26 protein-coding genes are annotated in these 26,203 nt (G+C 72.6%); 12 read left to right on the top strand and 14 right to left on the bottom strand.

Features of this window, described 5'->3' with window-relative positions; all coding sequences use genetic code 11:
• Window positions 1–111 precede the first annotated feature (111 nt).
• Window positions 112–1,050 carry a tRNA (adenosine(37)-N6)-dimethylallyltransferase MiaA gene (gene miaA / locus MTF65_RS27785; protein WP_243631722.1) on the bottom strand — a complete coding sequence of 313 codons (939 nt, stop codon included), beginning with the start codon at window positions 1,048–1,050 and terminating at the stop codon, window positions 112–114.
• A gap of 164 nt (window positions 1,051–1,214) precedes the next feature.
• On the opposite strand from miaA, the gene MTF65_RS27780 reads away from it, so the two are divergent.
• Window positions 1,215–1,421, top strand: coding sequence for a gliding motility protein (locus MTF65_RS27780; RefSeq protein WP_243631721.1), 207 nt, complete (start codon window positions 1,215–1,217; stop codon window positions 1,419–1,421).
• A gap of 23 nt (window positions 1,422–1,444) precedes the next feature.
• Complete coding sequence (locus tag MTF65_RS27775; RefSeq protein WP_243631720.1) at window positions 1,445–1,690, top strand: antitoxin; 246 nt, start codon at window positions 1,445–1,447, stop codon at window positions 1,688–1,690.
• Window positions 1,691–1,757: 67 nt separating this feature from the next.
• On the opposite strand, the gene MTF65_RS27770 is transcribed toward MTF65_RS27775, so the two are convergent.
• Together MTF65_RS27770 and miaB are read right to left on the bottom strand one after the other, a co-directional pair.
• Window positions 1,758–2,468: a class III extradiol dioxygenase subunit B-like domain-containing protein gene (locus tag MTF65_RS27770; RefSeq protein ID WP_243631719.1), complete on the bottom strand. Its 711-nt coding sequence runs from the start codon at window positions 2,466–2,468 to the stop codon at window positions 1,758–1,760.
• 183 nt (window positions 2,469–2,651) lie between these two features.
• On the bottom strand, window positions 2,652–4,193 hold the full coding sequence (gene miaB / locus MTF65_RS27765; protein ID WP_243631718.1) for a tRNA (N6-isopentenyl adenosine(37)-C2)-methylthiotransferase MiaB: 1,542 nt from the start codon (window positions 4,191–4,193) through the stop codon (window positions 2,652–2,654).
• 104 nt (window positions 4,194–4,297) lie between these two features.
• Here miaB and MTF65_RS27760 point away from each other — a divergent pair, with 104 nt between their 5' ends.
• Window positions 4,298–5,293 carry a TAXI family TRAP transporter solute-binding subunit gene (locus MTF65_RS27760; protein ID WP_243631717.1) on the top strand — a complete coding sequence of 332 codons (996 nt, stop codon included), beginning with the start codon at window positions 4,298–4,300 and terminating at the stop codon, window positions 5,291–5,293.
• Between the two features lie 23 nt (window positions 5,294–5,316).
• On the opposite strand, the gene MTF65_RS27755 is transcribed toward MTF65_RS27760, so the two are convergent.
• Together MTF65_RS27755 and MTF65_RS27750 are read right to left on the bottom strand one after the other, a co-directional pair.
• The gene (locus tag MTF65_RS27755; protein WP_374207312.1) at window positions 5,317–6,372 is read right to left on the bottom strand and encodes an ROK family protein; all 1,056 of its coding nucleotides are present in this window, start codon (window positions 6,370–6,372) and stop codon (window positions 5,317–5,319) included.
• A gap of 27 nt (window positions 6,373–6,399) precedes the next feature.
• Entirely contained in the window at window positions 6,400–7,428 is a 1,029-nt protein-coding gene (locus MTF65_RS27750; protein ID WP_243631716.1) for a LacI family DNA-binding transcriptional regulator, read from the bottom strand.
• Window positions 7,429–7,692: 264 nt separating this feature from the next.
• Here MTF65_RS27750 and MTF65_RS27745 point away from each other — a divergent pair, with 264 nt between their 5' ends.
• Window positions 7,693–8,958 carry a glycosyl hydrolase gene (locus tag MTF65_RS27745; RefSeq protein WP_243631715.1) on the top strand — a complete coding sequence of 422 codons (1,266 nt, stop codon included), beginning with the start codon at window positions 7,693–7,695 and terminating at the stop codon, window positions 8,956–8,958.
• 73 nt (window positions 8,959–9,031) lie between these two features.
• A complete protein-coding gene (locus MTF65_RS27740; RefSeq protein WP_243631714.1) occupies window positions 9,032–11,203 on the top strand; it encodes an endo-beta-N-acetylglucosaminidase in 2,172 nt (723 codons plus the stop codon).
• A 12-nt stretch (window positions 11,204–11,215) separates the two neighbouring features.
• Here the strand turns inward: MTF65_RS27740 and MTF65_RS27735 are convergent, their stop codons facing one another.
• On the bottom strand, window positions 11,216–12,640 hold the full coding sequence (locus MTF65_RS27735; RefSeq protein WP_243631713.1) for a HAMP domain-containing sensor histidine kinase: 1,425 nt from the start codon (window positions 12,638–12,640) through the stop codon (window positions 11,216–11,218).
• A 12-nt stretch (window positions 12,641–12,652) separates the two neighbouring features.
• On the bottom strand, window positions 12,653–13,378 hold the full coding sequence (locus MTF65_RS27730; RefSeq protein ID WP_243631712.1) for a response regulator transcription factor: 726 nt from the start codon (window positions 13,376–13,378) through the stop codon (window positions 12,653–12,655).
• Window positions 13,379–13,719: 341 nt separating this feature from the next.
• On the opposite strand from MTF65_RS27730, the gene MTF65_RS27725 reads away from it, so the two are divergent.
• From MTF65_RS27725 to MTF65_RS27705, 5 genes are all read left to right on the top strand, one after another.
• Complete coding sequence (locus tag MTF65_RS27725; RefSeq protein WP_069922245.1) at window positions 13,720–14,505, top strand: amino acid ABC transporter ATP-binding protein; 786 nt, start codon at window positions 13,720–13,722, stop codon at window positions 14,503–14,505.
• 118 nt (window positions 14,506–14,623) lie between these two features.
• On the top strand, window positions 14,624–15,472 hold the full coding sequence (locus MTF65_RS27720) for a glutamate ABC transporter substrate-binding protein (protein WP_243631711.1): 849 nt from the start codon (window positions 14,624–14,626) through the stop codon (window positions 15,470–15,472).
• An 83-nt stretch (window positions 15,473–15,555) separates the two neighbouring features.
• Window positions 15,556–16,230, top strand: a complete 675-nt coding sequence (locus MTF65_RS27715) for an amino acid ABC transporter permease (RefSeq protein WP_243631710.1) — start codon at window positions 15,556–15,558, stop codon at window positions 16,228–16,230.
• Complete coding sequence (locus tag MTF65_RS27710) at window positions 16,227–17,123, top strand: amino acid ABC transporter permease (RefSeq protein ID WP_243631709.1); 897 nt, start codon at window positions 16,227–16,229, stop codon at window positions 17,121–17,123. The genes MTF65_RS27715 and MTF65_RS27710 overlap by 4 nt, the downstream gene beginning before the upstream one ends.
• 153 nt (window positions 17,124–17,276) lie before the next feature.
• Window positions 17,277–18,869 (top strand): NAD(P)/FAD-dependent oxidoreductase, encoded by a 1,593-nt coding sequence (locus tag MTF65_RS27705; protein ID WP_243631708.1) that lies wholly within the window; start codon window positions 17,277–17,279, stop codon window positions 18,867–18,869.
• 32 nt (window positions 18,870–18,901) lie between these two features.
• Here the strand turns inward: MTF65_RS27705 and MTF65_RS30770 are convergent, their stop codons facing one another.
• The 3 genes from MTF65_RS30770 to recA form a co-directional block, all read right to left on the bottom strand.
• Window positions 18,902–19,693 (bottom strand): hypothetical protein, encoded by a 792-nt coding sequence (locus MTF65_RS30770; RefSeq protein ID WP_374207311.1) that lies wholly within the window; start codon window positions 19,691–19,693, stop codon window positions 18,902–18,904.
• A 181-nt stretch (window positions 19,694–19,874) separates the two neighbouring features.
• Window positions 19,875–20,459 carry a recombination regulator RecX gene (gene recX / locus MTF65_RS27695; protein WP_243631707.1) on the bottom strand — a complete coding sequence of 195 codons (585 nt, stop codon included), beginning with the start codon at window positions 20,457–20,459 and terminating at the stop codon, window positions 19,875–19,877.
• Between the two features lie 3 nt (window positions 20,460–20,462).
• Window positions 20,463–21,575 carry a recombinase RecA gene (gene recA, locus MTF65_RS27690; RefSeq protein WP_243631706.1) on the bottom strand — a complete coding sequence of 371 codons (1,113 nt, stop codon included), beginning with the start codon at window positions 21,573–21,575 and terminating at the stop codon, window positions 20,463–20,465.
• Window positions 21,576–21,789: 214 nt separating this feature from the next.
• Between recA and MTF65_RS27685 the strand changes: the two genes are divergently transcribed.
• Complete coding sequence (locus MTF65_RS27685; protein WP_243631705.1) at window positions 21,790–22,545, top strand: Clp protease N-terminal domain-containing protein; 756 nt, start codon at window positions 21,790–21,792, stop codon at window positions 22,543–22,545.
• Here the strand turns inward: MTF65_RS27685 and MTF65_RS27680 are convergent.
• The gene (locus tag MTF65_RS27680) at window positions 22,499–23,587 is read right to left on the bottom strand and encodes an AI-2E family transporter (protein WP_279399618.1); all 1,089 of its coding nucleotides are present in this window, start codon (window positions 23,585–23,587) and stop codon (window positions 22,499–22,501) included. The genes MTF65_RS27685 and MTF65_RS27680 overlap by 47 nt on opposite strands.
• Before the next feature lie 249 nt (window positions 23,588–23,836).
• The gene (locus MTF65_RS27675) at window positions 23,837–24,031 is read right to left on the bottom strand and encodes a DUF3046 domain-containing protein (RefSeq protein WP_243631704.1); all 195 of its coding nucleotides are present in this window, start codon (window positions 24,029–24,031) and stop codon (window positions 23,837–23,839) included.
• A gap of 81 nt (window positions 24,032–24,112) precedes the next feature.
• Here MTF65_RS27675 and MTF65_RS27670 point away from each other — a divergent pair, with 81 nt between their 5' ends.
• Window positions 24,113–25,066, top strand: coding sequence for a hypothetical protein (locus MTF65_RS27670; RefSeq protein WP_243631703.1), 954 nt, complete (start codon window positions 24,113–24,115; stop codon window positions 25,064–25,066).
• A gap of 36 nt (window positions 25,067–25,102) precedes the next feature.
• Here MTF65_RS27670 and MTF65_RS27665 read toward each other — a convergent pair whose 3' ends face one another.
• Together MTF65_RS27665 and MTF65_RS27660 are read right to left on the bottom strand one after the other, a co-directional pair.
• Window positions 25,103–25,411: an AzlD domain-containing protein gene (locus MTF65_RS27665; RefSeq protein ID WP_243631702.1), complete on the bottom strand. Its 309-nt coding sequence runs from the start codon at window positions 25,409–25,411 to the stop codon at window positions 25,103–25,105.
• Entirely contained in the window at window positions 25,408–26,106 is a 699-nt protein-coding gene (locus MTF65_RS27660; RefSeq protein ID WP_243631795.1) for an AzlC family ABC transporter permease, read from the bottom strand. The genes MTF65_RS27665 and MTF65_RS27660 overlap by 4 nt, the downstream gene beginning before the upstream one ends.
• Window positions 26,107–26,203: the final 97 nt, after the last annotated feature.

Raw genomic sequence — 26,203 nt, 5'->3', positions numbered from 1 at the left:
AGCCACGCGCCCTCCCCACTCGGACTTCGTACGCCGCTGTTCAGAAGTTTGATGATGGCACGCTCCCGGGCCGTGGACTGGCGCACGGGGCGTCCCGATGCCATCACGTGATCAGGCTGTAACCGCTCGTTCGACCAACGACTGCGCGAGCCCCGGGAGTTCCCCCCGGTCCGCGGCGGCCCCGCTGAGCCAGTGCACACGGGGGTCCCGGCGGAACCAGGAGTCCTGACGGCGGGCGAACCGCTTGGTGGCGCGGACGGTCTCCGCCTTCGCCTCGTCCTCGGTGCATTCACCCGCGAGAGCGGACAGCACCTGCTGGTAGCCGAGCGCGCGGGAGGCGGTGATTCCTTCGCGCAGGCCGATGGCCTCCAGGGCGCGGACCTCCGCCACCAGCCCGTCCTCCCACATCCGGTCCACGCGCCGCGCGATCCGCTCGTCGAGCTCGGGCCGGGCCACGTCGACGCCGATCTGCACGGTGTCGTAGACCGACTCGTGGCCGGGCAGGTTGGCGGTGAACGGCCGCCCGGTGATCTCGATGACCTCCAGGGCCCGGACGATCCGGCGGCCGTTGCTGGGCAGGATGGCGGCGGCGGCCGCGGGGTCGGCGGCGGCGAGGCGGGCGTGCAGGGCGCCGGGGCCGCGCAGGGTGAGCTCTTCCTCCAGCCGGGCCCGGACCTCGGGGTCTGTGCCGGGGAACTCCATGGCGTCCAGGGCGCCGCGGACGTACAGCCCGGATCCGCCGACGAGGACCGGCGTACGGCCCTGCGCCAGCAGCTTGTCGATTTCGATGCGGGCCAGGCGCTGGTACTCGGCGACGTTGGCGGTCTCGGTCACGTCCCAGACGTCGAGGAGGTGGTGCGGGACTCCGCCGCGCTCCTCGGTCGTCAGCTTGGCGGTACCGATGTCCATCCCCCGGTACAGCTGCATGGAGTCCGCGTTGACGACCTCGCCGTCGAAATGGCGGGCCAGGGCGACGCCCAGGTCGGACTTTCCGGCCGCGGTGGGACCGACGACGGCGATGACCCGCGGGGCGGGGGCTGCTTTCCTCACGGCCCCAGTCTCGCAAACCCCCGGGCATGTACCCGATCGAGGGACGTGACGGGTCCGGGGCGGGGTCGTTGCCCTGGCGTGGTTCCGGCCGGGCGTACGCCCGGCGCAGGCCGGTCCGACCCGGGCGGAACTTCACTCACACGAGTATCGTTATGGGAGCAGACATGGGCGTTTTTGGCCGTTTTTTTGGCCGTAAGAATGAGGCTTCGACCGAGGAGGTCGCAGCCGAGAATTCGACGGCCGCGTCCGAGGAGAAGGAGGCCGGGACGGCTGAGGCGGAGTCTCCGGTGGCGGAAGCCGTGGAGATCCCGAAGCAGCAGTCGGCGGAGGTCGCCGCGGACAGTGAGACCGGCGAGGGCGCCCGTACGTAGCTATCGCCACTGGAAGGTGCCCCATGGGCCTGCTGGACAATCTGAAGGCCAAGCTCGCTCCGGCGAAGGAGAAGGTCGGCGACCTCGCGCAGCAGCACGAGGGCAGGATCGGCGAGAAGCTCGACAAGGTCGCCAAGGTCGTGGACTCGAAGACCCACGGCAAGTACAGCGACCGGATCACGACCGGTGCGGGCAAGGCGAAGGACGCCCTGGGCAAGATCGCGCACAAGGACTCCCCCGGCGGGCCGACGCCGCCGGCGGATTCCTGACGCGGTCACGAAAGGGGCGCGGGTAGCGGTTCCCGCGCCCCTTTGACATGCCCTGCCCGGGCGGGTTTCAGGACCAGGCGGCCACGAAGTAGCCGACGCCGTACGGGGCGTCCTCGTACAGCAGGCGGCCGTCGAGCCCCGCGCCCTCGGCGGCGCCCGCGAGCACCTGCCAGGGGGCTCGTCCGGCGGCCTTGAGCTCCCGGGCGAGCCCTGCGTCGAGGGCCGCGAGCGCGGCGGTGTCGGCCGTACCGAGGGCCCGGGCCACTGCCTCGTCGAAGCCGGCGGCGCGCTCGTCGAGGTATCCGGGGGCCTTCACGCTCCGGCAGGCGCTGCCGTCGCCCATGACGAGCAGGGCGACCCGCTCGTCGGAGGCGGCGATGTCCCGGCCGGCCTGGAGGCACCGCTCGGCCTCCACGGGCTCCGCGACGCCCAGGCCCTCCACGGGCGCGGCGCCCCACCGCGCGTGCCGGAGCAGCCAGGCGGCGATGGCCAGGGAGGCGGGCAGCGGGCGCGGGCCTCCCGCGCCCTCGCCGAGCTGAACGTCGGTATCGGCCCCGAAGCCGCGGAAGCTGCCGCGGGATCCTTCGGGGTACGAGCCCGCGCGGTCATCGTCGGCGACGGCCCCGACCACGATCAGCCGGTCGGGACGGGAGGCGGCGAGGACCGCGAGCGCGTCGGAGCAGGCGGTACGGGCGTCCGCGAGTTCGGCGGCGGCGCCCGCCGCGACCTCCGGCACGAGGAGGGGTGGGGCGGGGCAGACAGCGGCGGCTACGAGCATGATCCGCAGCCTAGCCGTCGCCGGCCGGAGCGGGGGCCTGGAGGGAACGCCGCCCGCCCCGCGCCGTGACCGGCGAGGGCCGGAGCGACGCCGGACGGAACCGGCGCGGCGGGAACCGCGCGGCGCCAGGAACGCGGCGGGAACCCCGCGGCGGCGTCAGGACCGGAGCGTCAGGAGGCGGCGTCAGGAAGGGATGGCGCAGCCCGAGGTGGCGACCGGGAGCGGGGCCGGGACGCCGAGGGTGGGAATGCCGAGCATGACACCCGCCGGCTGGGCCGGGGCGGCGTTCCGCTTCTCCCACGCGTCGCCCGCGCGGGTGCGGCGTACCGCATGCGTCGGGCCCTCCGCCAGCAGGTGGTGGGGGGCCGCGTAGGTGATCTCCACGGTCACCACGTCACCCGGGCGGACCTCCTCGTCCGGCTTCGTGAAGTGCACCAGGCGGTTGTCCGGGGCACGCCCCGACAGGCGGTCGGTGGCACCGTCCTTGCGGCCCTCGCCCTCCGCGACCATGACCTCCAGCGTGCGGCCGACCTGCTTCTTGTTCTCCTCCCAGGAGATCTCCTCCTGGAGGGCGACCAGCCGCATGTAGCGGTCCTGGACGACCTCCTTCGGGATCTGCCCCTCCATGTCCGCCGCCGGGGTGCCGGGGCGCTTGGAGTACTGGAAGGTGAACGCGTTCGCGAAGCGCGCCTCGCGCACCGTATGCATCGTCTGCTGGAAGTCCTCCTCCGTCTCACCGGGGAAGCCCACGATGATGTCGGTGGAGATCGCCGCGTGCGGGATGGCGGCGCGGACCTTCTCGATGATCCCGAGGAATCGCTCCTGCCGGTACGAGCGGCGCATCGCCTTGAGGATCGTGTCCGAGCCGGACTGCAGCGGCATGTGCAGCTGCGGCATGACGTTCGGGGTCTCGGCCATCGCCGCGATCACGTCGTCCGTGAAGTCGCGCGGGTGCGGGGAGGTGAAGCGGACCCGCTCCAGGCCCTCGATCTGGCCGCAGGCGCGCAGCAGCTTCGAGAAGGCCTCGCGGTCGCCCAGGTCGGAACCGTACGCGTTCACGTTCTGGCCGAGCAGGGTGATCTCGGAGACGCCCTCGGCGACCAGGGCCTCGACCTCGGCGAGGATGTCGCCGGGACGGCGGTCCTCCTCCTTGCCGCGCAGCGCCGGGACGATGCAGAAGGTGCAGGTGTTGTTGCAGCCGACGGAGATCGAGACCCAGGCGGCGTACGCGGACTCGCGGCGGGTCGGCAGCGTCGAGGGGAAGGCCTCCAGCGACTCGGCGATCTCGACCTGCGCCTGCTCCTGCACGCGGGCGCGCTCCAGCAGGACGGGCAGCTTGCCGATGTTGTGCGTACCGAAGACGACATCGACCCAGGGGGCCCGCTTGACGATGGTGTCGCGGTCCTTCTGCGCGAGGCAGCCGCCGACGGCGATCTGCATGCCGGGGCGCTTGGTCTTCATCGGGGCGAGGCGGCCGAGGTTGCCGTACAGCTTGTTGTCGGCGTTCTCGCGGACGGCGCAGGTGTTGAACACCACGACGTCGGCGTCCCCGTCGGAGCTCTCGGGGGCGCGCACGTATCCCGCGCCCTCCAGCAGACCGGACAGTCGCTCGGAGTCGTGCACGTTCATCTGGCACCCGTAGGTGCGCACCTCGTATGTTCCCTTGACGTCTGTTCCCATGACGTCCGTGTCGATGGCCGGGCTCCGGTCGCTGCTGCTGGTCATGCGACAAGGGTAGGTGGTACCGGGGAGCCCTCCGGTCCCCGGTGGCCGGCGGTGGGGGCGGGCCGGCCGTGACAGGACGGCGGGCGGCTGGCAGGATCGCGGCCATGCACCTCGTACTGCCCCGGATCAGCAGGCGCCGCGTCCTGCGGGGCCTGGTCGTCGTGCTGGCCGTGCTCGCGGCCCTGGTGTGGTGGCTGAGGCCCTTCGGGGAGCCGGAGCCGAAGGGCGGGCTCACCTTCAGCACGGGGGTCCGTACCGGCGTCTACCACCGCTACGGCGAGCTGCTCCAGCAGGCGCTCGCGAGGGACGTGCCCGGGGTGGACGTACGCCTGGAGACGAGCGAGGGCTCTCAGCAGAACCTCCAGCGGGTGGCCACGGGCCAGGCGGACTTCACGGTGGCGACGGCCGACGCGGTCGCCAAGTACCAGGCCGACGGGAAGCCGGGCGCGACGTCGCTGCGCGGTGTCGCGCGGCTCTACGACGACTACGTGCAACTGGTGGTGCCCGCCGGGTCGCCGGTGCAGTCGGCGCGGGACCTCAAGGGCAAGCGGGTCGCGGTCGGTCAGAGCGGCTCCGGGGTGCGGCTCATCGCGGACCGGCTGCTGGCGGCGGCCAAGCTGGACCCGGCGCGGGACATCACCCCGGTGTCCATCGGCATCGACGCCATGCCGGCCGAGCTGGAAGCCGGCCGGATCGACGCGTTCTTCTGGTCCGGCGGGCTCCCGACGAACGCGGTGCGGGAGCTGTCGGAGCGGTTCGAGATCCGGCTCGTGCAGCTGGGCGACCTGGTGGAGCCGTTGCAGGGCGGCGGGAGTCCGGCGCGGTACTACCGGGCGGCGGTGATGGCGCAGGACGCGTACGCGCGGGCACGCAACACGTCGGCGGTGGCCACCCTGGCCGTGCCGAACCTCCTGGTCACGACGGAGGCGACCGACCCCCGGCTGACGGAGCGGTTCACGCGCACGGTGATCCTCAGCCGGGACCGCATCGGGCACGAGGTGCACGCGGCGCAGCTGGTGGATCTCCGGACGGCGATCTACACGGACCCGCTGGACCTGCACGAGGGCGCGCGGCGGTACTACCGCTCCGTGAAGCCGTAGGCCGTAGGCCTTAGATCCTGCCGCTACGCCGGCAGGAGGCTGAGGGCGGCCGCCGCCGCGCCGATCAGACCCGCGTGGGTGCCGAGCGAGGCCGGGACCACCTGGAGGTCCCGTACGAAGGACAGCGTGGCGTACGAGCCCAGGTGCGCCCGGATCGGCCCGAAGAGGGTGTCCCCCGAGGCCGCGACCCCGCCGCCGATGACGGCGATGTCCGTCTCGACCAGGGTCGCGGTGGCCGCGATGGCGGCGGCCAGGGCGCGGCCCGCGCGGTCGAAGGCCGCCAGGGCGATCGGATCGCCGGCCTCGGCGGCCACGGCCACCCCGGCCGCCGTGGCATCCCCCGCGGGGGTCCAGCCCCGGGCGAGGGCCCAGCGGGCGATGGCGGTGCCCGAGGCGATGGACTCGACGCAGCCGAGGCCGCCGCACGCGCACCGCTCGCCTTCGCCGGAGCCCTTGCCGGAGCCCTCGCCGACGCCGTAGCCGTAGCCGTCGCCGGAGCCGCCCGTGCCGTCGAAGGCGACGCTGATGTGGCCGATGTGGCCCGCGTTGCCAGTGGGGCCCGGGTGGAGCTGGTTGTTCAGGATCAGTCCGCCGCCCACACCGGTGGAGACCACCATGCACAGGGCGTTCGCATGACCCCGGGCCGCGCCCAGCCAGTGCTCGGCCGCGGTCATCGCCACGCCGTCCCCGGCCAGCACCGTCGGTACGGCGGCGCCGTGGCGGGCCAGTTCCGCCGAGACCCGGGCCTGGATCGGGAACGCGCGCCACGCCCCGATGTTCACCGGGCTCACCGTGCCGCGCGAGGTGTCCACCGGGCCGGCGCTGCCGATCCCGCAGCGGACCACCGAGGGCCAGAGCGGGGAGCCCGCGAGCTCGGCGATGACCTCCGCGACGGCGCCGAAGACGGCCTCGCCGTCCACGCCCCGGGGGGTGGGGCGGCGGGTGGTGGCCGTCATCGTGCCGTCGGGACGCACCAGCGCGCCGGCGATCTTCGTACCGCCGATGTCGATCGCCACCGTCAGACCCGCCGCCGAGGCGGAGGCGCGGGGGCTGCGGGAGTCGGAGGTGTGAGTGGTCACGGTGGCGCTCCAGGAAGGGGTCGGAATTCAGTATGCGGCCGTGGGCGGCGCCGTACTCTCGCGGGGCTCCAGTCGGGGCTGCTCGGCCTCCCGGACCCGCGGCGGCCCCCCGGCGAGTACGGCGAGCAGCTCCTCGGCGGCGAGCCGGCCGAAGCCCGCGGTGTCCCGGACCAGGGCGGTGAGCCGGGGATGGGTGACCCGGCACAGCGCGGAGTCGTCCCAGGCCACGATCGACAGCCGGTCCGGCACGGGGATGGCCAGCTCGGCGGCGACGGCACTGCCGGCCACCGCCATCACGTCGTTGTCGTAGACGAGGGCGGTGGGCGGCTCGGGTTCGGCGAGGACCCGGCGGGTGGCCGCCGCGCCCTCGGCGTCGGAGTAGTCGGTGACCACGGAGCGCACCTGGTCGGGGCGGAGTCCCAGCCGCGCCGCCTCGGTGCGCAGCGAGGCCGTCCGGCGGGCGGTGTGGGCGAGGCCGGGCAGGCCGGCGATGTGGGTGATCCGGCGGTGGCCCAGCGTGTGGAGGTGCTCCAGGACCTGGGTCATGGCCCGGGCGTCGTCGGCCCACACGCAGGAGAGCGTGCCCCCGCCCGCCCCGCCGATCATCACCGAGGGCAGGGCCAGCTGTTCGAGCAGGGCCGGGCGCGGGTCCTGCGTACGCGGGTCGACGACGAGGACGCCGTCCACGCGGCGTTCGGCCCACCAGCGCCGGTAGACGGCGCATTCCGCCTCCATGTCCTCCACCACCTGGAACAGCAGCGCGATCCGGCCGGCCGCGAGCACCTCCTGGATGCCCGACACGAGTTGGAGGAAGAACGACTCCACGCCGAGGGTGTGCGCGGGGCGGGCGAGGACGAGGCCGACCGCGCCGGAGCGCTCGCCGGACAGGGCGCGGGCGGCGCTGTTGGGCTGCCAGCCGAGTTCCTCGGCGACGCGGCGGATCCGGGCGCGGGTCTCCTGGGAGACCCCGGGCCGGTCGTTGAGCGCGAAGGAGACGGCGCTCTGCGACACCCCGGCCCGGCGGGCGATGTCCTTGATGGTGGGTCTGCGGGCCATGCCTGCCTCATCCTTCGGTGACGCCGACTTCGATGGCCGGACCGTACGCGATCCCGCCCCGGCGGACCGCCTATTTCCGCGTACTTCCTTGCGGGACGCGAAACTAAACCGCATTAGCCCCCTCATCCTGTGAGGGCCAGAGCCCTTGTGTCAACGGGCCTGAAGCGCATAAGTACCCTGCTCCGGTGGCCCTGTTGACTTTCCCTCATGGCACCGGCAGGTTGTGCGTCACCCGGCGAATTCCCCAGAACTCCAGGACGCCTCATGCACGAGGAAGCCACCCCTCGTCCGCTGCGCTTCGGCGCCAACTACACCCCGAGCCGCGGCTGGTTCCACCACTGGCTGGACTTCGACCTCGACGAGGTGAGGGCCGACCTCGACTCGGTCGCCGCACTCGGTCTGGACCACATTCGGGTGTTCCCGCTGTGGCCGCTGTTCCAGCCGAATCGCACGCTGATCCGGCCGCGTGCCGTCGAGCAGCTCGTGGCGCTGACCGACGCGGCGGCAGATCGCGGCCTCGACGTCAACGTGGACGGGCTGCAAGGGCACTTGTCGAGCTTCGACTTCCTTCCCGCGTGGACCACGACCTGGCACCGGAGGAACATCTTCAGCGATCCGGAGGTGGTCGCCGGTCAGGAGGAGTACCTGCGTACGCTGGCCGCCGCCCTCGCCGACCGGCCGAACTTCCTCGGCGTGACCGTCGGCAACGAGATCAACCAGTTCTCCGACGCCCCGCACCCCGCCCCCGACCGGATCACCCGGGAGCAGGCGGACCGGTGGCTGGAGAGGATGCTCGCCGCGTGCGAGAAGGGCGCGCCGGGACGGTTCCATCTGCACGCCGAGTACGACGCCGCCTGGTACCGGGACGGGCACCCGTTCACCGTCGCCCAGGCGGCCCGGCTCGGCGCCGCCACCGCCGTGCACTCCTGGGTGTTCAACGGCACCGCCCAACGCCACGGCCGGACCGGGACGGCCACCGAGCACCACGCCGCGTACCTGATCGAGCTCTCGAAGGCCTGGGCCCGCGATCCGCGCCGCCCGGTATGGCTCCAGGAGGTCGGGGCGCCCGCGCCGCTGATCGAGCCGGAGCACGCGGCGGAGTTCACGGCCGCCACGCTCGCGGGGGCCCTGGACTGTCCGGACCTCTGGGGGGTCACCTGGTGGTGCTCGCACGACGTGTCGCGGGAGCTCGCGGACTTCCCCGAGCTGGAGTACGACCTCGGCCTGCTCACCAACGACCGCGCCGTCAAGCCCGCCGGCGCGGTCGTCGCCCGCGTCGCCCGGGAGTGGCGGGGCCGGGAACACCGCCCGGCCGTACGGTCCACCGCGCTCGCGGTGGACGTCGGCGGGGCGGAGGCGGCGCCTCGGCGTTCGGTGTGCGCCCCGGGTGGCGCGTTCTTCGAGGCATGGGCGGCGCTGACGGCCCAGGGGGTCCGGCCGGCGGTGGTGCTGGCCGAACTCGCCGGGGACCGGGCGCATCTCGCGGCGCGCGGCATCACCGAGGTCCTACGCGTCACCGACGTCACGTAAACCCGCCGCCGCCCGGGCCCGGCCAACCCGGCCACCACCAACCCCCCGCCCCCAACCGACCGAGGAGCTCCGCATGTCCGAGACCGACAACGGCGTCGTCCCTCGTACCGCTCGCCGCCGTCCGTTACCTCCGGTACCTCCGATACCTCCGGCCCGGCGCGCCCTGCTGGCCGCCGGGGCCGGGGCGGGGGGCGCCGCCCTGCTGGGCATACCCTCACCGGCCACCGCCGGCCCGGCCGCCACCGCCCCCGCCCCGGCGACCCCGCCCGACCTGGCCCCGTACGCCTCCTACTGGTTCCCGGACTCCCTCCCCAGCGGCGGCACCCCCGGCCCGGGCATCGTGTGGCGCTCCCTGCTGCGCTGGACCCCGGAGTCGGACCCCGACCTCGCCCACAACACCGCGACCGTCCCGCTCGCGCCGCGCTTCACCCCCGTCCCGCCGCACCCCGCAGCCCGCACCGGGCAGGCCAGGATCGCCTCGCTCGTCTCCTTCGGGCCGACCGCACGGAACCCGTCCCAGGGTTCCCCGACCGCCGACTACTACGCGCTCACGCACTGGGCGTACCTCGACGAACTGGTGTTCTGGGGCGGCTCCTCCGGCGAAGGCATCGTGCTCGCACCGAACGCTCCCGTCATCGACGCCGCCCACCGCAACGGGGTCCGGGTGCTGGGCAACGTGTTCCTGCCGCCCGTCCCGTACGGCGGCGACCTCCAGTGGACCCGGGACCTGGTCCAGCGGGACGCCCTCGGCCGGTTCCCGCTCGCCGAGAAACTCGTACAGGTGGCGACGGCGTACGGCTTCGACGGCTGGTTCGTCAACGCCGAGACCGAGGGCGGCGACAGCGCGCTCGCCACCCGGATGCGGGAGTTCCTGCGCGCCCTGCGGGCGGCCGGAGCCCCGCACGACCTGCGGATCACCTGGTACGACGCCATGAACAGCACCGGCCGGGTCGGCTGGCAGGGCGCGCTCAACGCGCTCAACCAGGAGTTCTTCGAGGACCGGGCGGGCCGGGTCGCGGACACGATGTTCGTGGACTTCCGCTGGACCCCCGGGACGCTGGCCGAATCCGGCGCGCTCGCCGACCGCCTCGGCCGCACCCGCCACGAGCTGTGGGCGGCCGTGGACACCGAGTCCAACGGCTGGAACTCCAGCGTCCGTTGGGACGCGATCGTCCCGCGCGACCGCGATCACATCGTCAGCTACGGCTTCTACCGTCCCGAGTGGACCCTGAACCACCTCACCGACCGCTCCCCCGGCGCCTTCCACCGCGCCGACGACCGGTTCTGGACGGGGGAGTCCCTGGACCCGTCCCGGCCCGCACCCGAGGCCGAGGCCGCACCCGTGGCCGCCTGGCGCGCGCCCGCCACCGCCGTCGCCGACCGCTCCACCGTCGCCGCGCTCCCCTTCGGCTGCGCGTTCAACACCGGGCACGGCGAGCGCTGGTTCGAGGACGGGGAGGTCACCTCGGACACGCCCTGGAACCATCTCGGCCTCCAGGACCGGCTCCCGGGCCGCCGCTGGGTGGTGGACACCGCCGGGGAACGCCCCTCCGTCACCCTGGACTTCGCACGGGCCTGGCGCGGCGGCTCCAGCCTGCTCGTGGCGGGCGGGCTCACCGCGCCGGCGGTCATCGGGCTGCACCGCACCCGCCTGCCGCTCACCGGATCCACGGTCCTGGAGCTGGTCCACGCCACCGAGTCGGGCGCGGTGGCCGTGGAGGTCGGCGTGGCCCTGCGCGAGCCGTCCGCCCCGGGCGGCCCGGTCCCGTACACCTGGCGCGGGGCGCGGACCTCGGGCACGGGACGGGGCGGCTGGCGGACTTCCCGGGTCCGGATCGCCTCGCCACCCGGGGCGACCGCGTACGCCCTGGCTGTACGAGTCACCTCGCGCGGCACAGGGCCCGTGTCCTGGCGGCTCGGTGCCCTGTCGGTGCACGACGGGAACCGCCTGCGGCATCCGGCCCCGCCGGGTGTCCTGACCGTGGACGCCTCGGCCCAGGCGAACGGCGAGGCCTCGCTCCGACTGTCCTGGCGCCGCGCGCCCGGGCCGGTCCGCCACTACGAGGTGTCCCGCGTCCTGCCCGACGGCGCCCGCCGTTTCCTCGGCGGCACCTGCGGCACGGCGCTCTACCTCCCCGCCGTCGAACGCGCCGGCCGGGAGCGTGCGGCCGCCTTCGAGGTCCGGGCCGTGGACGAGCTGTACGCGGTCTCCGGTCCGGCCCGCACCACCCTCGTCTGGGCCTGATCCGCGGGCCCGTCAGGCGGAGTACGGGTCAGTGTGCGGGTCGGTGCGCGGGACGGACACCGTCACGCGCAGCCCGTGCGGCGGGTTCGTCTCGTAGGCGAGGGACCCGCCGCCCGCGGCGAGCAGCGCGCGGGAGATGGAGAGGCCGAGGCCGGAGCCCTTGATGTTCTGGTGGCGGCCGCTGCGCCAGAAGCGGTCGCCGACGCGCTGCAGCTCCTCGTCGGTCAGGCCGGGGCCCCGGTCGGCGACGACGACGCGGACGGAGCGCCCCTCCGCCGAGACCGACACCTCGACCTCCTCTCCCTCAGGGGTGAACTTGAGGGCGTTGTCGATGACGGCGTCGAGAGCGCTGGACAGGGCGATGGGGTCGGCCCAGCCGGTGACGGCGGCCCGGCCCGTCTCGGTGAGCCGTACGCCCTTCTCCTCGGCGAAGGGCCGCCAGGCTGCCACGCGCTCGGCGGTCAGCGCGCCGATGTCGGTGAGGCTGATCTCGGCGGAGGCGTGCTCGGCGAGCGCCAGGTCCAGCAGGTCGTCCAGGACTTGGGCGAGGCGTTTGCCCTCGGTGCGCACGGAGGCGATCTCCTCGTTCCCCTCGGGCAGTTCGAGGGCGAGCAGCTCGATGCGCAGGAGCAGCGCGGCGAGCGGGTTGCGCAGCTGGTGGGAGGCGTCCGCGACGAACGCCCGCTGCTGTTCCAGTACCTCTTCGACGTTGTCGGCCATCTCGTTGAACGAACGGGCCAGGCGCCGGAGTTCCGGCGGCCCGCTCGCCACCGCGACGCGGGAGTTCATCCGCCCGGTGGCGATGCCGTGGGCGGCGGCGTCCAGCGTCTGGACGGGCTTGAGCACCCAGGTGGTGAGGCGCAGGGCGGCGCCGAAGGCGAGCAGCATGGCGGCGGCGAGACCGGCCACGATGAACAGCCAGCCCTCCAGGATCCGGGCGCGCATCTGATCGGTGGGCGATTCGGTGGCGACGACGGCGACCACGTCCCCGTCGAGGACGACCGGGGAGGCGACGAGGAGCTTGCCGTGGGTCTGCCAGGGCCACACCTGGGCGGGGTCGTGGCTGCGGCGCCCGGCGAGGGCCTCCTCGAAGGCCCGCCGGCCCTCCCCGGAGGCTGGCAGCTCCCACCAGCCGGGGGCCCGGGCCATGGCGTTGTCGTCGCGGTAGAAGATGCCCACCCGGATGCCGTACAGCTCCTGGTAGCGGGCGAGTTCGTGCTGGAGGGTCTGGAGGCGCTCATCGGCTCCGGAGGCGCCGGAGCCCTCGGCGTCGACGACGAACTGGGCGAGGGCGGCGAAGCGGGCGCTGTCGTCGATCCGGTCCACGACGACGCGCTGCTGCTGACCGGCCGCCAGGGCGACGGCGAGCGGGAATCCGAGCGCGAGCAGCACGCCCGCCATCAGGACGACGAGCAGCGGGAGCAGCCGGGCGCGCACGACGGGGGCCCGTTAGGGGGCGGCCGGGGTGACGAGCCGGTAGCCCACCCCGCGGACGGTCTCGATGAGCGCCGGCATGCGCAGCTTGGAGCGCAGCGAGGCGACGTGGACCTCAAGGGTCCGGCCGGTGCCCTCCCAGCTGGTGCGCCACACCTCGCTGATGATCTGCTCGCGGCGGAAGACCACGCCGGGGCGCTGCGCGAGCAGGGCCAGCAGGTCGAATTCCTTGCGGGTGAGCGGTACGTCGGCTCCGTCCACGCTGACCCGGCGGGTGGGCAGCTCGATGCTGACGGGTCCGAGCCGGACCGTTCCGGGCTCGCCGGCGGCGCCCGTCCCGCCGGCCGCCGTCTCGTCGGAGGCGCCGGTGCGCCGGGCGACGGCGTGGATCCGCGCGAGGAGTTCACCGGTGTCGTAGGGCTTGACCACGTAGTCGTCGGCGCCCATGTTCAGGCCGTGGATCCGGGAGCGTACGTCGGCCCGCGCGGTCACCATGATGACGGGCGTCGCGGTGCGCTTGCGGATCTTGCCGCACACCTCGTAGCCGTCCTGGTCGGGCAGTCCGAGGTCGAGCAGGATCACCCCGTAGGAAGAGGCGCAGGCCGGGGCGCCGGCGGGCAGCAGGGCCTGGAGCGCCTCCTCGCCGTTGCGGGCGTGGGTCACCTGGAAGCCGTGCCGGGCGAGGATCGCGGACAGTGCGGCGGCGACGTGGTCGTCGTCCTCGACGAGCAGCAGTCTCACTGCGTCCCCCTTCCGTCGTCTTCCTCGAGGTCTTCGAGGTTCATCGGATCTTCGAGTTCTTCGAGATCCGTGAGGTCGTCGATCTTTGCCCGTTCACGGTCCGTTCACAGGCCACCCTGCATCCATGCCGATGGAGAGTCCCACGTCAAGGGGGTACGGGGCCCGCGCGCCTTCCGTTATGCACCCGGTACGACCCTTTGGGGCCGGCGGGCGCGGCCTCGTCCACGGAGCGTATCCGGGCGAGGCCGTATCGTTATGCTCAATTCTCCCTCAGATGTGATGACGGTGTGCGCGCCGTCTCACTACTGTCCTCCCAACCGAGGAGGACGGAGCAAGAGCCGATGAGCGGAGTATCAGTGACCAAGGACGTGCAGGACGCGGCCGGTGCCGCGGACGACCTGGTCGTGCTGAGCAACGTCAACAAGCACTTCGGCGCGCTGCACGTGCTTCAGGACATCGATCTGAGCATTGCCCGCGGTGAGGTAGTCGTCGTGATCGGTCCCTCGGGATCGGGCAAGTCCACGCTGTGCCGGACGATCAACCGTCTGGAGACCATCGACTCGGGCACCATCACGCTCGACGGCAAGGAACTGCCCTCGGAGGGCAGGGAACTGGCCCGGCTGCGCGCCGACGTCGGCATGGTCTTCCAGTCGTTCAACCTGTTCGCGCACAAGACGGTGCTCCAGAACGTCATGCTGGGCCAGCTCAAGGTCCGCAAGACCGACCAGGCCGCGGCCCACGCGAAGGCGGTGGCCCTGCTGGACCGGGTCGGCGTCGGCTCGCAGGCCGACAAGTACCCGGCGCAGCTCTCCGGCGGCCAGCAGCAGCGCGTGGCGATCGCCCGCGCGCTGGCCATGGAGCCGAAGGTGATGCTCTTCGACGAGCCCACCTCGGCGCTCGACCCGGAGATGATCAACGAGGTGCTGGAGGTCATGCAGCAGCTCGCCCGCGAGGGGATGACCATGGTGGTCGTCACGCACGAGATGGGCTTCGCCCGCTCTGCGGCCAACCGGGTCGTCTTCATGGCCGACGGAAAGATCGTCGAAGAGGCCACCCCCGAGCAGTTCTTCAGCAACCCGCGCAGTGATCGCGCCAAGGACTTCCTGTCGAAGATCCTGCACCACTGAGGGTCTCGTCTGGTAGTCATCCGTATGCGGATCACCGCCGGAACGGTTCCTGTCGGCCGCGCGTACGCCGTAAGCGTCGCTCGTCGTTCAACAACGTCTCATCCGAGGGAAGTTCACCATGAAGATCTCCAAGGCCGCTGCGGCCGCGGCCGTCGCCGTCGCCCTTTCCCTGACCGCGACCGCCTGTGGCGGCAGCAGCGACAAGAGCAGTGACACCGGTGCGACCGGTGGCGCCAAGGACAAGATCGTCGTCGGCATCAAGTTCGACCAGCCCGGTCTCGGCCTGAAGACCCCGGACGGCAAGTACACGGGCTTCGACGTCGACGTGGCCACGTACGTGGCCAAGGAGCTCGGCTACGAGCCGAACCAGATCGAGTTCAAGCAGGCCGTCAGCGCCGAGCGCGAGAACCTGATCGCGAACGGCGACGTGAAGTTCATCGTCGCGACGTACTCGATCAACGACAAGCGCAAGGAGAAGGTCGACTTCGCCGGCCCGTACTTCCTCGCGCACCAGGACCTGCTGGTCCGCGCCGACGACACGAGCATCACCAAGGCCGAGGACCTGAACAAGAAGAAGCTCTGCTCGGTCACCGGCTCCACCTCGGCGCAGAACGTCAAGACCAAGCTGGCCCCCGAGGCCGACCTGCTGGAGCAGGGCGGCTACTCCGAGTGCCTGACCGGCCTGGAGAACAAGGCCGTCGACGCCCTGACCACGGACAACTCGATCCTGGCCGGCTACGCGGCGCAGGAGAAGAACAAGGGCAAGTTCAAGCTGGTCGGGCTGAGCCTGAGCAACGAGAACTACGGCATCGGTCTGAAGAAGGGCGACAAGGAGCTCCAGACCAAGATCAACGCGGCGCTCAAGAAGATGGTCGCGGACGGCGCCTGGCAGAAGGCGGTGGACACGAACCTCGGCCCCGCCGGCTACAAGGCCGAGCCGGCCCCGCAGATCACCGAAGGCAGCTGATTCATCGGTGAGGAGCGTCGCCGCCCGCCTGCCGCGGGCGGCGGCGCACCTCACCGGCCATCCTGGGGAGAGCGCAGGGCATCGTGTTCGATTTTCTTGATTCCGGGCAGTACGACGTGCTCGGAGCCTTCTGGGTGACGGTTCAGCTCACCCTCTATTCGGCGGCCGGATCCTTGATCTGGGGCACCGTCCTGGCCGGGATGCGGGTCAGTCCGGTCCCGCTGCTGCGGGGCTTCGGCACCGCGTACGTCAACGTCGTGCGCAATACGCCGCTGACCTTGCTGATCATCGGCTGCTCGCTGGGCCTCAGCCAGACCCTCGGTATCAATCTGGGCGGCGACACGTTCAAGGAGACCGGCTTCCGGCTCGCGGTCCTCGGACTGATCGCCTACACCGGAACCTTCGTCTGCGAGGCCCTGCGCTCCGGTATCAACACCGTGCCCGTCGGCCAGGCCGAGGCGGCCCGCGCGCTGGGGCTGAGCTTCTTCCAGGTGCTCACCCTGATCGTGCTCCCCCAGGCCTTCCGGGCGGTCGTCGCACCGCTCACCAACGTACTGATCGCACTCACCAAGAACACCACGGTGGCGGCGACCATCGGCGTGGCCGAAGCGGCCCTGCTGATGAAGGAAATGCTCGAGAACGAGGCGCAGGCAGTCTTCGCCGTCTTCGCGATCTTCGCCCTCGGCTTCGTCCTGCTGACCCTGCCCACCGGCCTCCTGCTGGGCTGGGTTTCCAAGCGAGTGGCGGTGAAGCGATGACCTCCGTGCTGTACGACGCGCCGGGCCCCAAGGCCAAGGCGCGCAACTGGATCTACAGCGGGATCTTCGTCGTCCTGTTCGGGCTCGTCCTGTGGTGGGCGCTGTCCCTCATGGGCGAGAAGGGCCAGCTCGACGCCGACAAGTGGTCCCCCTTCGTCACCGACAGCCAGGTCTGGACCACGTACCTGATCCCCGGCCTGACGGAGACCCTCAAGGCCGGCGCACTCTCCATGGTGATCGCCCTCCCGCTGGGCGCACTGCTGGGCATCGGCCGGCTGTCCGACCACGCCTGGGTGCGGGGGCCGGTCGGCGCGTGGGTGGAGTTCTTCCGTGCCATCCCGGTGCTGATGCTGATGCTGTTCGGCAACGCCCTGTACGCACCGCAGTTCTTCGACGTCCCCTCCGACATCCGGCCGTTCTACGCCGTGGTCACGGGCCTGGTCCTCTACAACTCGGCCGTCATCGCCGAGATCGTCCGGGCGGGCGTGCTCTCCCTGCCCAGGGGCCAGACCGACGCGGCGAAGGCGATCGGCATGCGCAAGGGCCAGACCATGGTCTACGTGCTGATCCCGCAGGCCGTCACGGCGATGCTGCCGGCCCTGGTCAGCCAGCTCGTGGTGATCCTCAAGGACACCGCGCTCGGCGGCGCCCTGCTCGGCTTCGCGGAACTGCTCTCCATGAACCGGCAGATCTCGGCGAACTACAGCAACACCATCGCCACCCTCGTCGTGATCGCGCTGATCTACATCGTGGTGAACTTCGCCCTCACCACCTTCGCGTCCTGGCTGGAAGGCCGGCTGCGGACGTCGAAGAAGGGCACCGGCGCGGTCGTCGCCGGCGACGTGGCCGAAGTCGACGCGGGCGGCGCCGCCGGCGTGGGCGAGGCTCCCTGACACCCGGTCAGTACACTGGCGTGACACGTGTGGTGCGGCGGAACTCTTCCGTCGCACCACACGGCATTGTCGCGACCGGCGTCACTTGACGCAGGCACCTCCAGTGGGTTGCATACCTTCTGTGATCACATACCGGACATCGGGAGCCGCGTCATGGACCCGGTGATCGTCGTCGGCGCGGGGCCCGTCGGACTCTCCCTGTCCCTGGCCCTGGCCGGCTCGGGCGTGCCCTGCGTCGTGCTCGACGAAGGCCCCGGCAAGGACGAGCCCCGGCCCGCCCGTACCGTCGTCCTGCACTCCGACACCGCTGCCATGGCGCACCGGCTGGGCTGTACGACGCTGCGCGACGAGGGCGCGTACTACGCCGCCTGGCGCACCATGCGGCGCGGCCGTGACGCACACCGCATCACCTTCGAGGACCACCAGGCCCCGCTGCATCTGCCGCAGCACGCCCTGACGCGCGGGCTGCGCGACGCCGTCGCCGCGCACCCCCTGGTCCAGCTGGTCACCGACAGCAAACTCGACTCCCTGGAGCAGGACGGCCAGGGGATCACCGCGCACACCCGGGGCACCGAGACCACCTGGTGGCGCGGGAGTTACCTCGTCGGCTGCGACGGCGCCCGCTCCACCGTGCGCAAGCTGCTCGGCATCCGCTTCCCGGGCCGGACCGCCGTGGAACGGCACGCCGTGGCCGCGCTGCGCACCGAACTCCCCTGGCCCGGCGAGGCGCTGCTGCACCGCCGGGGCCCGGAGGAGGCGACCGCGCGGCCGCTGCCCGACGGCGTGTGGCGGCTGGACTGGCTGCTCTCGCCGCGCGGGGAGCTGGTCACCCCGGACGCCCTGGTGGCCCTCATCCGGGACACCCTGGCGATGTGGTGCGGGGGCACGACTCCCCCGTACGACCTGCTCGACACCGGGGTCCACACCCTGCACCACCGGCTCGCCCGGCGCTGGCGCGACGGCCGGGCCTTCCTCGCCGGGGACGCCGCGCACCTGCTGGGCGCGCTCGGCACCCAGGGTGTCGGGGAAGGGCTGCGGGACGCCGAGAACCTGGCGTGGAGGCTGGCGCTGGCCTGGCACCAGGGGGCCTCCGAGGCGCTGCTCGACGGGTACGAGGGCGAGCGGCGCAGGGCGGTCGCGGCCCGGCTGCGCGCCGCCGACCAGGCGATGCCGGCCCTGCGCAGCGGTGGCGGACTGCGCACCTACCTTCCTGGAGCCTCGCGTTCCGCCGCATTCCTGCTCACCGACGGCCATGTGGGGCGCGGCCCGCTCGGAGCCGCCCCGACGTACGGCCCGCCGGTCGCGGTACGCGAGGTGCCGACCGCCACCGAGCCGGGCGGCCCGGTGGCCAACGTTCCGGTGACGGCGCCCGACGGGTCCACGGTGCCGCTGCGCGACCTGCTGGGGCGGGGCCGGCTGCTGGTCCTCCTGGTCGCCCCGGGCACCGGGGTCTGGGACCGGCGGCACTGGCTGGGCGCCGGGCTGATGCCCCGGCTCGCGGCGGCCGTGAGCGCACTCCCGGCCCGGGCCGAGCTGCTGGTGGCGGACGGCTATCCGGGGGCCCCCGCGCACACCGTGCTCCTCGTACGGCCGGACGGGCATCTGGCGGCGACCTTCGCGGGGGTGCGGCCGGCGGAGCTCTACGAGGCCGCGGACTCGGTCCGCGCGGGCGCCCCCGCCGCTGCCGCCGCCTCCCGCGCTTCCTCCCCTCCCGCCATCACTCCTTCGACCACGCCCACCGCGTGATCGATTGACCCGCCCCCTCCCGTCCTCGTGCTTCACTCCCGGACACGACCGGCAACGACGTACGCCTGTGGCGGAGGGTTCACATGGACCAGCTCCGCTACGCGGGCCGCGTGTGTCGCCCTTCCTGCCGATTCGCCCTCTCCTCCGCGCGCCCCGTGCCCTTCCGGGCCCGCGCGCGTCTTCGCGTCTTCGCGAACCCCAGGGTCCTGACACACCAGCTCCAGCCCGCCCGGCGCTTGAGGCCCGGCCCCCTCAGCCCGTCCGGCGTTTGAGGACCGGGGTCTGGGGCGGAGCCCCTGGAGGTACCCCAGCGGTAGTTGGGGGAGAAACGGAGAAAGGGCGGGGCGGGGAGCAGCGCCGGCACAGCGGCCCCTCGTAGCAGAACGGCTAGCTCTTCGACATCGCCACCGCCACCGGAGGTACCCGTCGGGCGAGGCGTCCCGGACGGCCGTCGCCCCCAGCGCCAGCAGCCCCGCCACGCCCACCACCACCGCGTCCGCGTCCGCCGCGGAGAGCACCACGACCCCCGGGAACTCCCGTACCGCGTCGGCCAGGTGCTCCCGCCCGGTGCCCGGCTCCGCCGCCACCAGCACGCTGCTCGCCAGCAGATCGTCGACATGCGCGGCGACCAGCCCGTGCGGCAGCGTCAGATCCCCGAAACCCAGCCCCCGCGCGTACACGGCGGCCACCGTCAGCGTCACCGGCGTACCGTCCCCCAGCGTCGGTTCCAGCGGGCTCCCCGGCTTCAGCCCCAGTTGGTCGGCGGCCGGCTCGCTCACCGCGGCGCTGCGCTCTCCGAACCCGGCCAGGCTCCCGCCCGTCACCGCTGGGTCTGTGCGGTACCTGACGGTCTGGAGGGCGTAACGCGGCATCATGTGATCAACTCTGCTGCCGGGGGCGCCTCTTGGCAGGGGAGCGCCCCGGCGTCCGCACCGGGGGCTGTCCCCACCCCCACGGGGCGGGGCCGCCATCAGCCCCGGCCGGCGGCGGGGAGCGGCCGGCGGGTCAGTAGCCCGGGTACCCCAGATCGTCGGCGTCCTCGCCCTCCTGCTCCAGGGCGCGCCGGACCACCCGAAGGGCCATGCCCTCCGGGTACCCCTTGCGGGCGAGCATCCCGGCGAGGCGCCGGATCCGCTTGTCCCGCTCCAGGCCCCGGGTCGAGCGGAGCTTGCGCTCCACGAGCTCCCGGGCGGTCTGCTCCTCCTGCTCGGAGTCCAGCTGTTCCAGCGCCTCCTGTACGAGGGTGGCGTGCACCCCCTTGGTGCGCAGCTCCTGCGCGAGCGCCCGGCGGGCCAGGCCCCTGCCGCGGTGCCGGGACTCGACCCAGGCCCCGGCGAAGGCCGCGTCGTCGATCAGGCCCACCTCCTCGAACCGGGAGAGGACCGCCTGTGACACCTCCTCGGGGATGCCCCGCTTCTCCAGGGCGTCCGCGAGTTGCCGCCGGGTACGCGGCATCCCGGTGAGCAGGCGCAGGCAGATCGCCCGCGCCTGCTCCTCGGGACTCTGGGGCGGCAGCTCCTGGCGGCCTTCGCGGCCACCGTCGCGACGGCCTTCACGGCCGCCTGCGCCGCCCCTTTCCTGCTCGCGCACGGATCAGCTCTTGGCCACGGCGGCCTTGGCGGCCGTCGTCTTGGCCTTCGACGCCGGAGCGGGCACGGCCGCGGCCTCGGCGGGCGCGGCGGCGCCGGCCTCGTCGGCGGCGGCGTCCTTGCGGACACCCACGCCCAGCTTCTCCTTGATCTTCCGCTCGATCTCGTCGGAGAGGGCGGGGTTGTCGCAGAGGAACTTCCGCGCGTTCTCCTTGCCCTGGCCGAGCTGGTCGCCCTCGTACGTGTACCAGGCGCCGGCCTTGCGCACGAAGCCGTGCTCCACGCCCATGTCGATCAGGCCGCCCTCGCGGCTGATGCCGTGGCCGTAGAGGATGTCGAACTCGGCCTGCTTGAAGGGCGGCGCGACCTTGTTCTTGACGACCTTGACGCGGGTGCGGTTGCCGACCGCGTCCGTGCCGTCCTTGAGGGTCTCGATACGGCGGATGTCGAGGCGCACGGAGGCGTAGAACTTCAGCGCGCGGCCACCGGTGGTGGTCTCCGGCGAGCCGAACATCACACCGATCTTCTCGCGGAGCTGGTTGATGAAGATCGCGGTGGTCTTGGACTGGTTGAGCGCACCGGTGATCTTGCGGAGCGCCTGGCTCATCAGACGGGCCTGGAGGCCCACGTGCGAGTCGCCCATCTCACCCTCGATCTCGGCACGCGGCACGAGCGCCGCGACGGAGTCGATGACGATCAGGTCGAGCGCGCCGGAGCGGACCAGCATGTCCACGATCTCCAGCGCCTGCTCGCCGGTGTCCGGCTGCGACAGGATGAGGTTGTCGGTGTCGACGCCGAGGGCCTTCGCGTACTCGGGGTCGAGCGCGTGCTCGGCGTCCACGAAGGCGACGGTGCCGCCGGCCTTCTGCGCGTTGGCCACGGCGTGCAGGGTCAGGGTCGTCTTACCGGAGGACTCCGGGCCGTACACCTCGATCACGCGGCCGCGGGGCAGCCCGCCGACGCCGAGGGCGATGTCCAGCGCGGTCGACCCGGTGGGGATGACCTCGATGGGGTCGTTCGGCTTGTCGCCGAGGCGCATGACCGCACCCTTGCCGAATTGCCGTTCAATCTGAGCGAGAGCGGCGTCCAGGGCCTTCTCGCGGTCGGTGCCTGCCATGGGTTCCACCCGATTTGCTTGAGTCGATCGCTTCACGCCATTGACGCTAACGCCTGCCACTGACAATGCGCTTCCACGGCCGGTCGGGCTGTGGATAACTCATGAGAATAGATGTTCGATTTCCATGTCAAGCGCGCCACGCGCGACGACACCGGGGGGCGCACTGACAACCAATGGTTGACACTCCTCCGACTGTCAACCTACGGTTGCACCTATGACGAACCCTTCGGTGGAACCCGTCCGTATGACCAATCCGGTACGCCTCGACGACCTGATCGAGGCCATCAAGAAGGTCCACTCCGACACCCTGGAGCAGCTCAGCGGCGCCGTCGTCGCCGCCGAGCACCTCGGTGACGTCGCCGACCACCTCATCGGCCACTTCGTCGACCAGGCCCGCCGCTCCGGCGCCTCCTGGACCGACATCGGCCGCAGTATGGGCGTCACCCGCCAGGCCGCCCAGAAGCGCTTCGTCCCCAAGGCCGACAAGGAGGGCGAGGGCGCCCCCCAGGCCGGCCAGGACTTCGGCCGCTTCACCCCCCGCGCCCGCAACGTCGTGATGACCTCGCAGAACGAGGCCCGCTCCGCGCGCAACCCCGAGATCCGCACCGAGCACCTCGTACTCGGGCTGCTCGCCGAGCCGGAGGGCCTCGCCGCGCTGGCCCTGCGGGCGCAGGGGATCGCGCTGGACGACGTACGCGCCGCCGCGGCGGCCGCCCTGCCCGCGCCCGCCGAAAGCGTGCCGGACCTCATCCCCTTCGACGCCTCCGCCAAGAAGGCCCTGGAGCTCACCTTCCGCGAGGGCCTGCGCCTGGGCCACAACTACGTCGGCACCGAGCACATCCTGCTCGCCCTGCTGGAACTGGAGAACGGCGAGGGCGTGCTCAGCGGCCTCGGCGTGGACAAGGCCGCCGTCGAGACGATGGTCACCGAAGCCTTGGCAACGCTACTCGGCGCCTCGGACGAGAAGTAGAGGCGTCCGCGTCCTCCGTCAGCTCGTACCGCTTCACGTACGCGCCGAGGAACGCCTGCAGCGTGGCGACGGCCGGGATCGCGATGAGCGCCCCGACCGCGCCCAGCAGGGCGCTGCCCGCGATGACCGATCCGAAGGCCACCGCCGGGTGGATGTCCACGGTCTTCGAGGTCAGCTTCGGCTGGAGGACGTAGTTCTCGAACTGCTGGTAGACCACCACGAATCCGAGCACGTACAGCGCGTACCAGGGATCGACCGTGAAGGCGATCAGCATCGGCAGCGCGCCCGCCAGGTAGGTGCCGATGGTGGGGATGAACTGGGAGACCAGCCCCACCCACACCGCGAGCGCGGGCGCGTACGGCACCTCCAGGACGATGAACACGATGTAGTGCGCGATGCCGGAGATCAGCGCCATCAGCCCGCGCGAGTAGAGGTATCCGCCCGTCTTGGCGACGGCGATCTCCCAGGCGCGCAGCACCTCGGACTGCTTCGCGGGCGGCAGTACGGAGCACAGCGCGCGCCGCAGCCGCGGCCCGTCGGCGGCGAAGCAGAAGGAGAACAGGCCGATCGTCAGCAGCTTGAACAGTCCGCCGAGCACGGTGGCGGACACGTCCAGCACGCCGGTCGCGCTGTTCTGTACGTACTTCTGCAGCCAGTCGGAGTGGAGCAGGCTGTCCTGGATCTCCAGCCGGGACAGCTCGGTGTGGAACGTCACGTTGATCGAGTCGATCACCGAGTCGAGCGTGCGCGGGAAGCCCTCCACCATGTCGATGATCTGTTCGGCGAGCATCGAGCCGAGCAGCACGACGAAGCCGACGGCCGCGGCGAGCACCCCGAGGAACACCAGGAAGGTGGCGAGCCCGCGGCGCATGCCGCGGGCCGCCATCCGCGCCACGGCGGGCTCGATCGCGAGGGCGAGGAAGAACGCGATCAGGATGTTGACGAGCAGCCCGATGAGCTGGTGGAACGCCCAGCTGCCGAGCTGGAAGCAGGCGTACAGGGCCAGTACGAGGATCACCGCGCGCGGCAGCCAGCGCGGCATCCGCGCCCCCACCGCGGCGCCGCCCGCGTCGCCCCCGCCCGCGCCCGCATCGCCCCCGCCCGCGGCGACCGCCTCGGGCGGGCCGGCGGGCTCGGGGAGTTCGGCTGGCCCGGGGAGTTCGGCGGGCTCGGAGCGGGCCTGTCCCGGAATGACTGCCCCGTCGTCGGCCCGGTCGGTCGTGTCTTCAGTCGCTGCCACGCACCCAGTCTGTCCCACCCGCCACCCGTTCGAGGAGGCCGGGACCGCCCGTCAGCGCCGCGAGGCCGGCACGTTCATCGCCGAACACACCGCGCGCCACACGTCCTTGGCCTCCCAGCCCGCCTCCAGCGCCTGGTGGACGGTGCGTCCGCCGAGTTCCGTCATGACGTGGTCCCGCGCGAAGGAGTCCGCGTAGCCCGCGCCGAAGTGCTCGGCCATCCGTTCCCAGAAAATCGTCAACCGCATGCCTCCAGTATCCCGCTCCGGAGAGTGCACCGGCCCCGTTCGCACCACCTGGCCGCGCCATGGCGTCCTACGGTTTCACGCATGCCTGGAGACGAAGCGTCCGCGCCGAGCCCACCGACCGCCGCGACCGCGCTGGCCCGCGCCGAGGAGTTCGTCTGGCTCACGGCGCGCGTGCTGGAGCAGCGGCGGTTCGCGTTCCATTTCCTCGGCGGGGACGCCGACCCGGTGGACACCGCCCTCGGCTCGTACCTGGGCGGTGACGGCGGCTACGGGCACGCGCTCGATCCGGATCTGCGCGGTCCGCTGAGCCAGCCCCTGCACACGGCGTACGCCTTACGGGTCCTCGACGGCCTCGGCCGCTGCGCCGGGCAGCGGATCGAGCGGCTCTGCGGCCATCTCACCCGGGTCTCCACCCCGGACGGAGCCCTTCCGGTGGTCTTCCCGGCCCCGCGCGGCTACCCCGCGGCCCCGTACCACCCGGTGCTGGACAACCCGCCGGGCGCGCTGCTGACCACGGGCCCGATCGTCGGGGTGCTGCACCGCAACCGGGTCTGGCACGCGTGGCTGTTCCGGGCCACGGAGTTCTGCTGGGAGCGGGTCGAGACCCTGCGCCACTCGCATCCGTACGAGATCCAGAGCGCGGTGGCGTTCCTCGACGGCGCCCCGGACCGGGCACGGGCGACGGCCGCCGCGGACCGGCTGGGGCGACTGGTACGCGAGCGGAACCTCGCGGTGCTGGACCCGGGGCGGCGCGCCGGGCACCTGCTGACCCCCGGGTACGCGCCGGGCGAGCAGCTGTTCGCGTACGACTTCGCGCGGCGTCCGGAGTCGCTGGCCCGGAGCTGGTTCACCGACGAGGAGATGGCCCGGGCGCTGGACTTCCTGGCCGCCGAGCAGCAGCCGGACGGCGGCTGGCCGGTCCGCCGCCGGGCCTGGGCGCCGGGCAGCTCGCTGGAGCGGCGGCCGATCGCCACGCTGGAGGCCCTGCTGACCCTGCGGGCGTACGGCCGCCTGCCGGCCGGCGCCGCGCCCTGACCGGCGCCGCGCCCTGACCGGGCCCTGACCGGGCCCTTAACCGGCCAGGGCCCGTACACCCGCCGTGACGACGACCGCGGCCGCGACCACGATGAGGAAGGGCGCCCGCAGCAGCAGCGCCACCCCGGCGGCGGCGAGCCCCGCGGCGCGGGCGTCGAGGACGAGCTCGTGCCCGGTGCTGAAGGTCTGCTGCGCGGTGAGCGCGGCGAGCAGCGCGACCGGGAGCAGTGCGGACAGCTTCCGCACCGTCGGCCGCTCCAGGGCCCCGGCGGGCACCAGCAGCCCGGCGAGCTTGACGGCGTAGCAACCGACGACGGTCAGTGCGATGGCGATCCAGACGTTCACGAGCGGCGTCCCTTCATCCAGAGCACCACGGGCGCGGCGAGGGCGGCGATCAGCACGGGCACCCCGGCGGGCAGCACTGGCAGCAGGCCCAGCCCGAGGACCAGGGCGAGCGCGGCGGCGGCCCGCTCGGTGGCGGTCTTCAGCATCGGCGCGAGCAGGGCGAGGAAGACGGCCGGTCCGGCGGCGTCCAGCCCCCACGCCTGCGTGTCCCCGATGGCCTCGGCGCCCAGCGCCCCCAGCAGGGTGGTCAGGTTCCACAGGACGTACAGGCTCAGCCCGGTCACGGTGAACCCGAGGCGCGCCGACTTCCGGTCGGGCTGGGCCAGGGACACGGCGGTGGTCTCGTCGATCACCCAGTGCGCGGCGAGGGGCCGTACGGCCCGGGGCAGTGCGAGCAACTGGGACAGCCGCAGCCCGTAGAAGGCGTTGCGGGTTCCGAGGAAGAAGGCCCCGGCGGCGGCTGTGAACGGGTTCCCGCCCGCGGCCAGCGCTCCGACCAGGGCGAACTGCGAGGCCCCGGTGAAGACGAGCAGGCTCAGCGCGCAGGCCTGGAGGGTGCTGATCCCGGCCCCGGCGGCGGTCACCCCGAACGCGAACCCGGACAGCCCGACGGCCACCCCGACGCCGAGCGCGTCCCGTACGACGGCGGCGCGCGGCCGCTCGACGGCCCCCTCGGGGGTCTCCTGCCTCACCATCTGATGTGCTTCCACCCCGCGAACGTAGGCGGGCCGGGGTGGTCCGGTCTTGTACGTTCTTGCACGCCCCCGGGCTTACACGCCCCGGGCTTGCACG

The organism is Streptomyces sp. APSN-46.1 (assembly GCF_022815725.1).
GTDB lineage: Bacteria > Actinomycetota > Actinomycetes > Streptomycetales > Streptomycetaceae > Streptomyces.
This window is presented reverse-complemented; position numbering and strand designations above follow the sequence as displayed.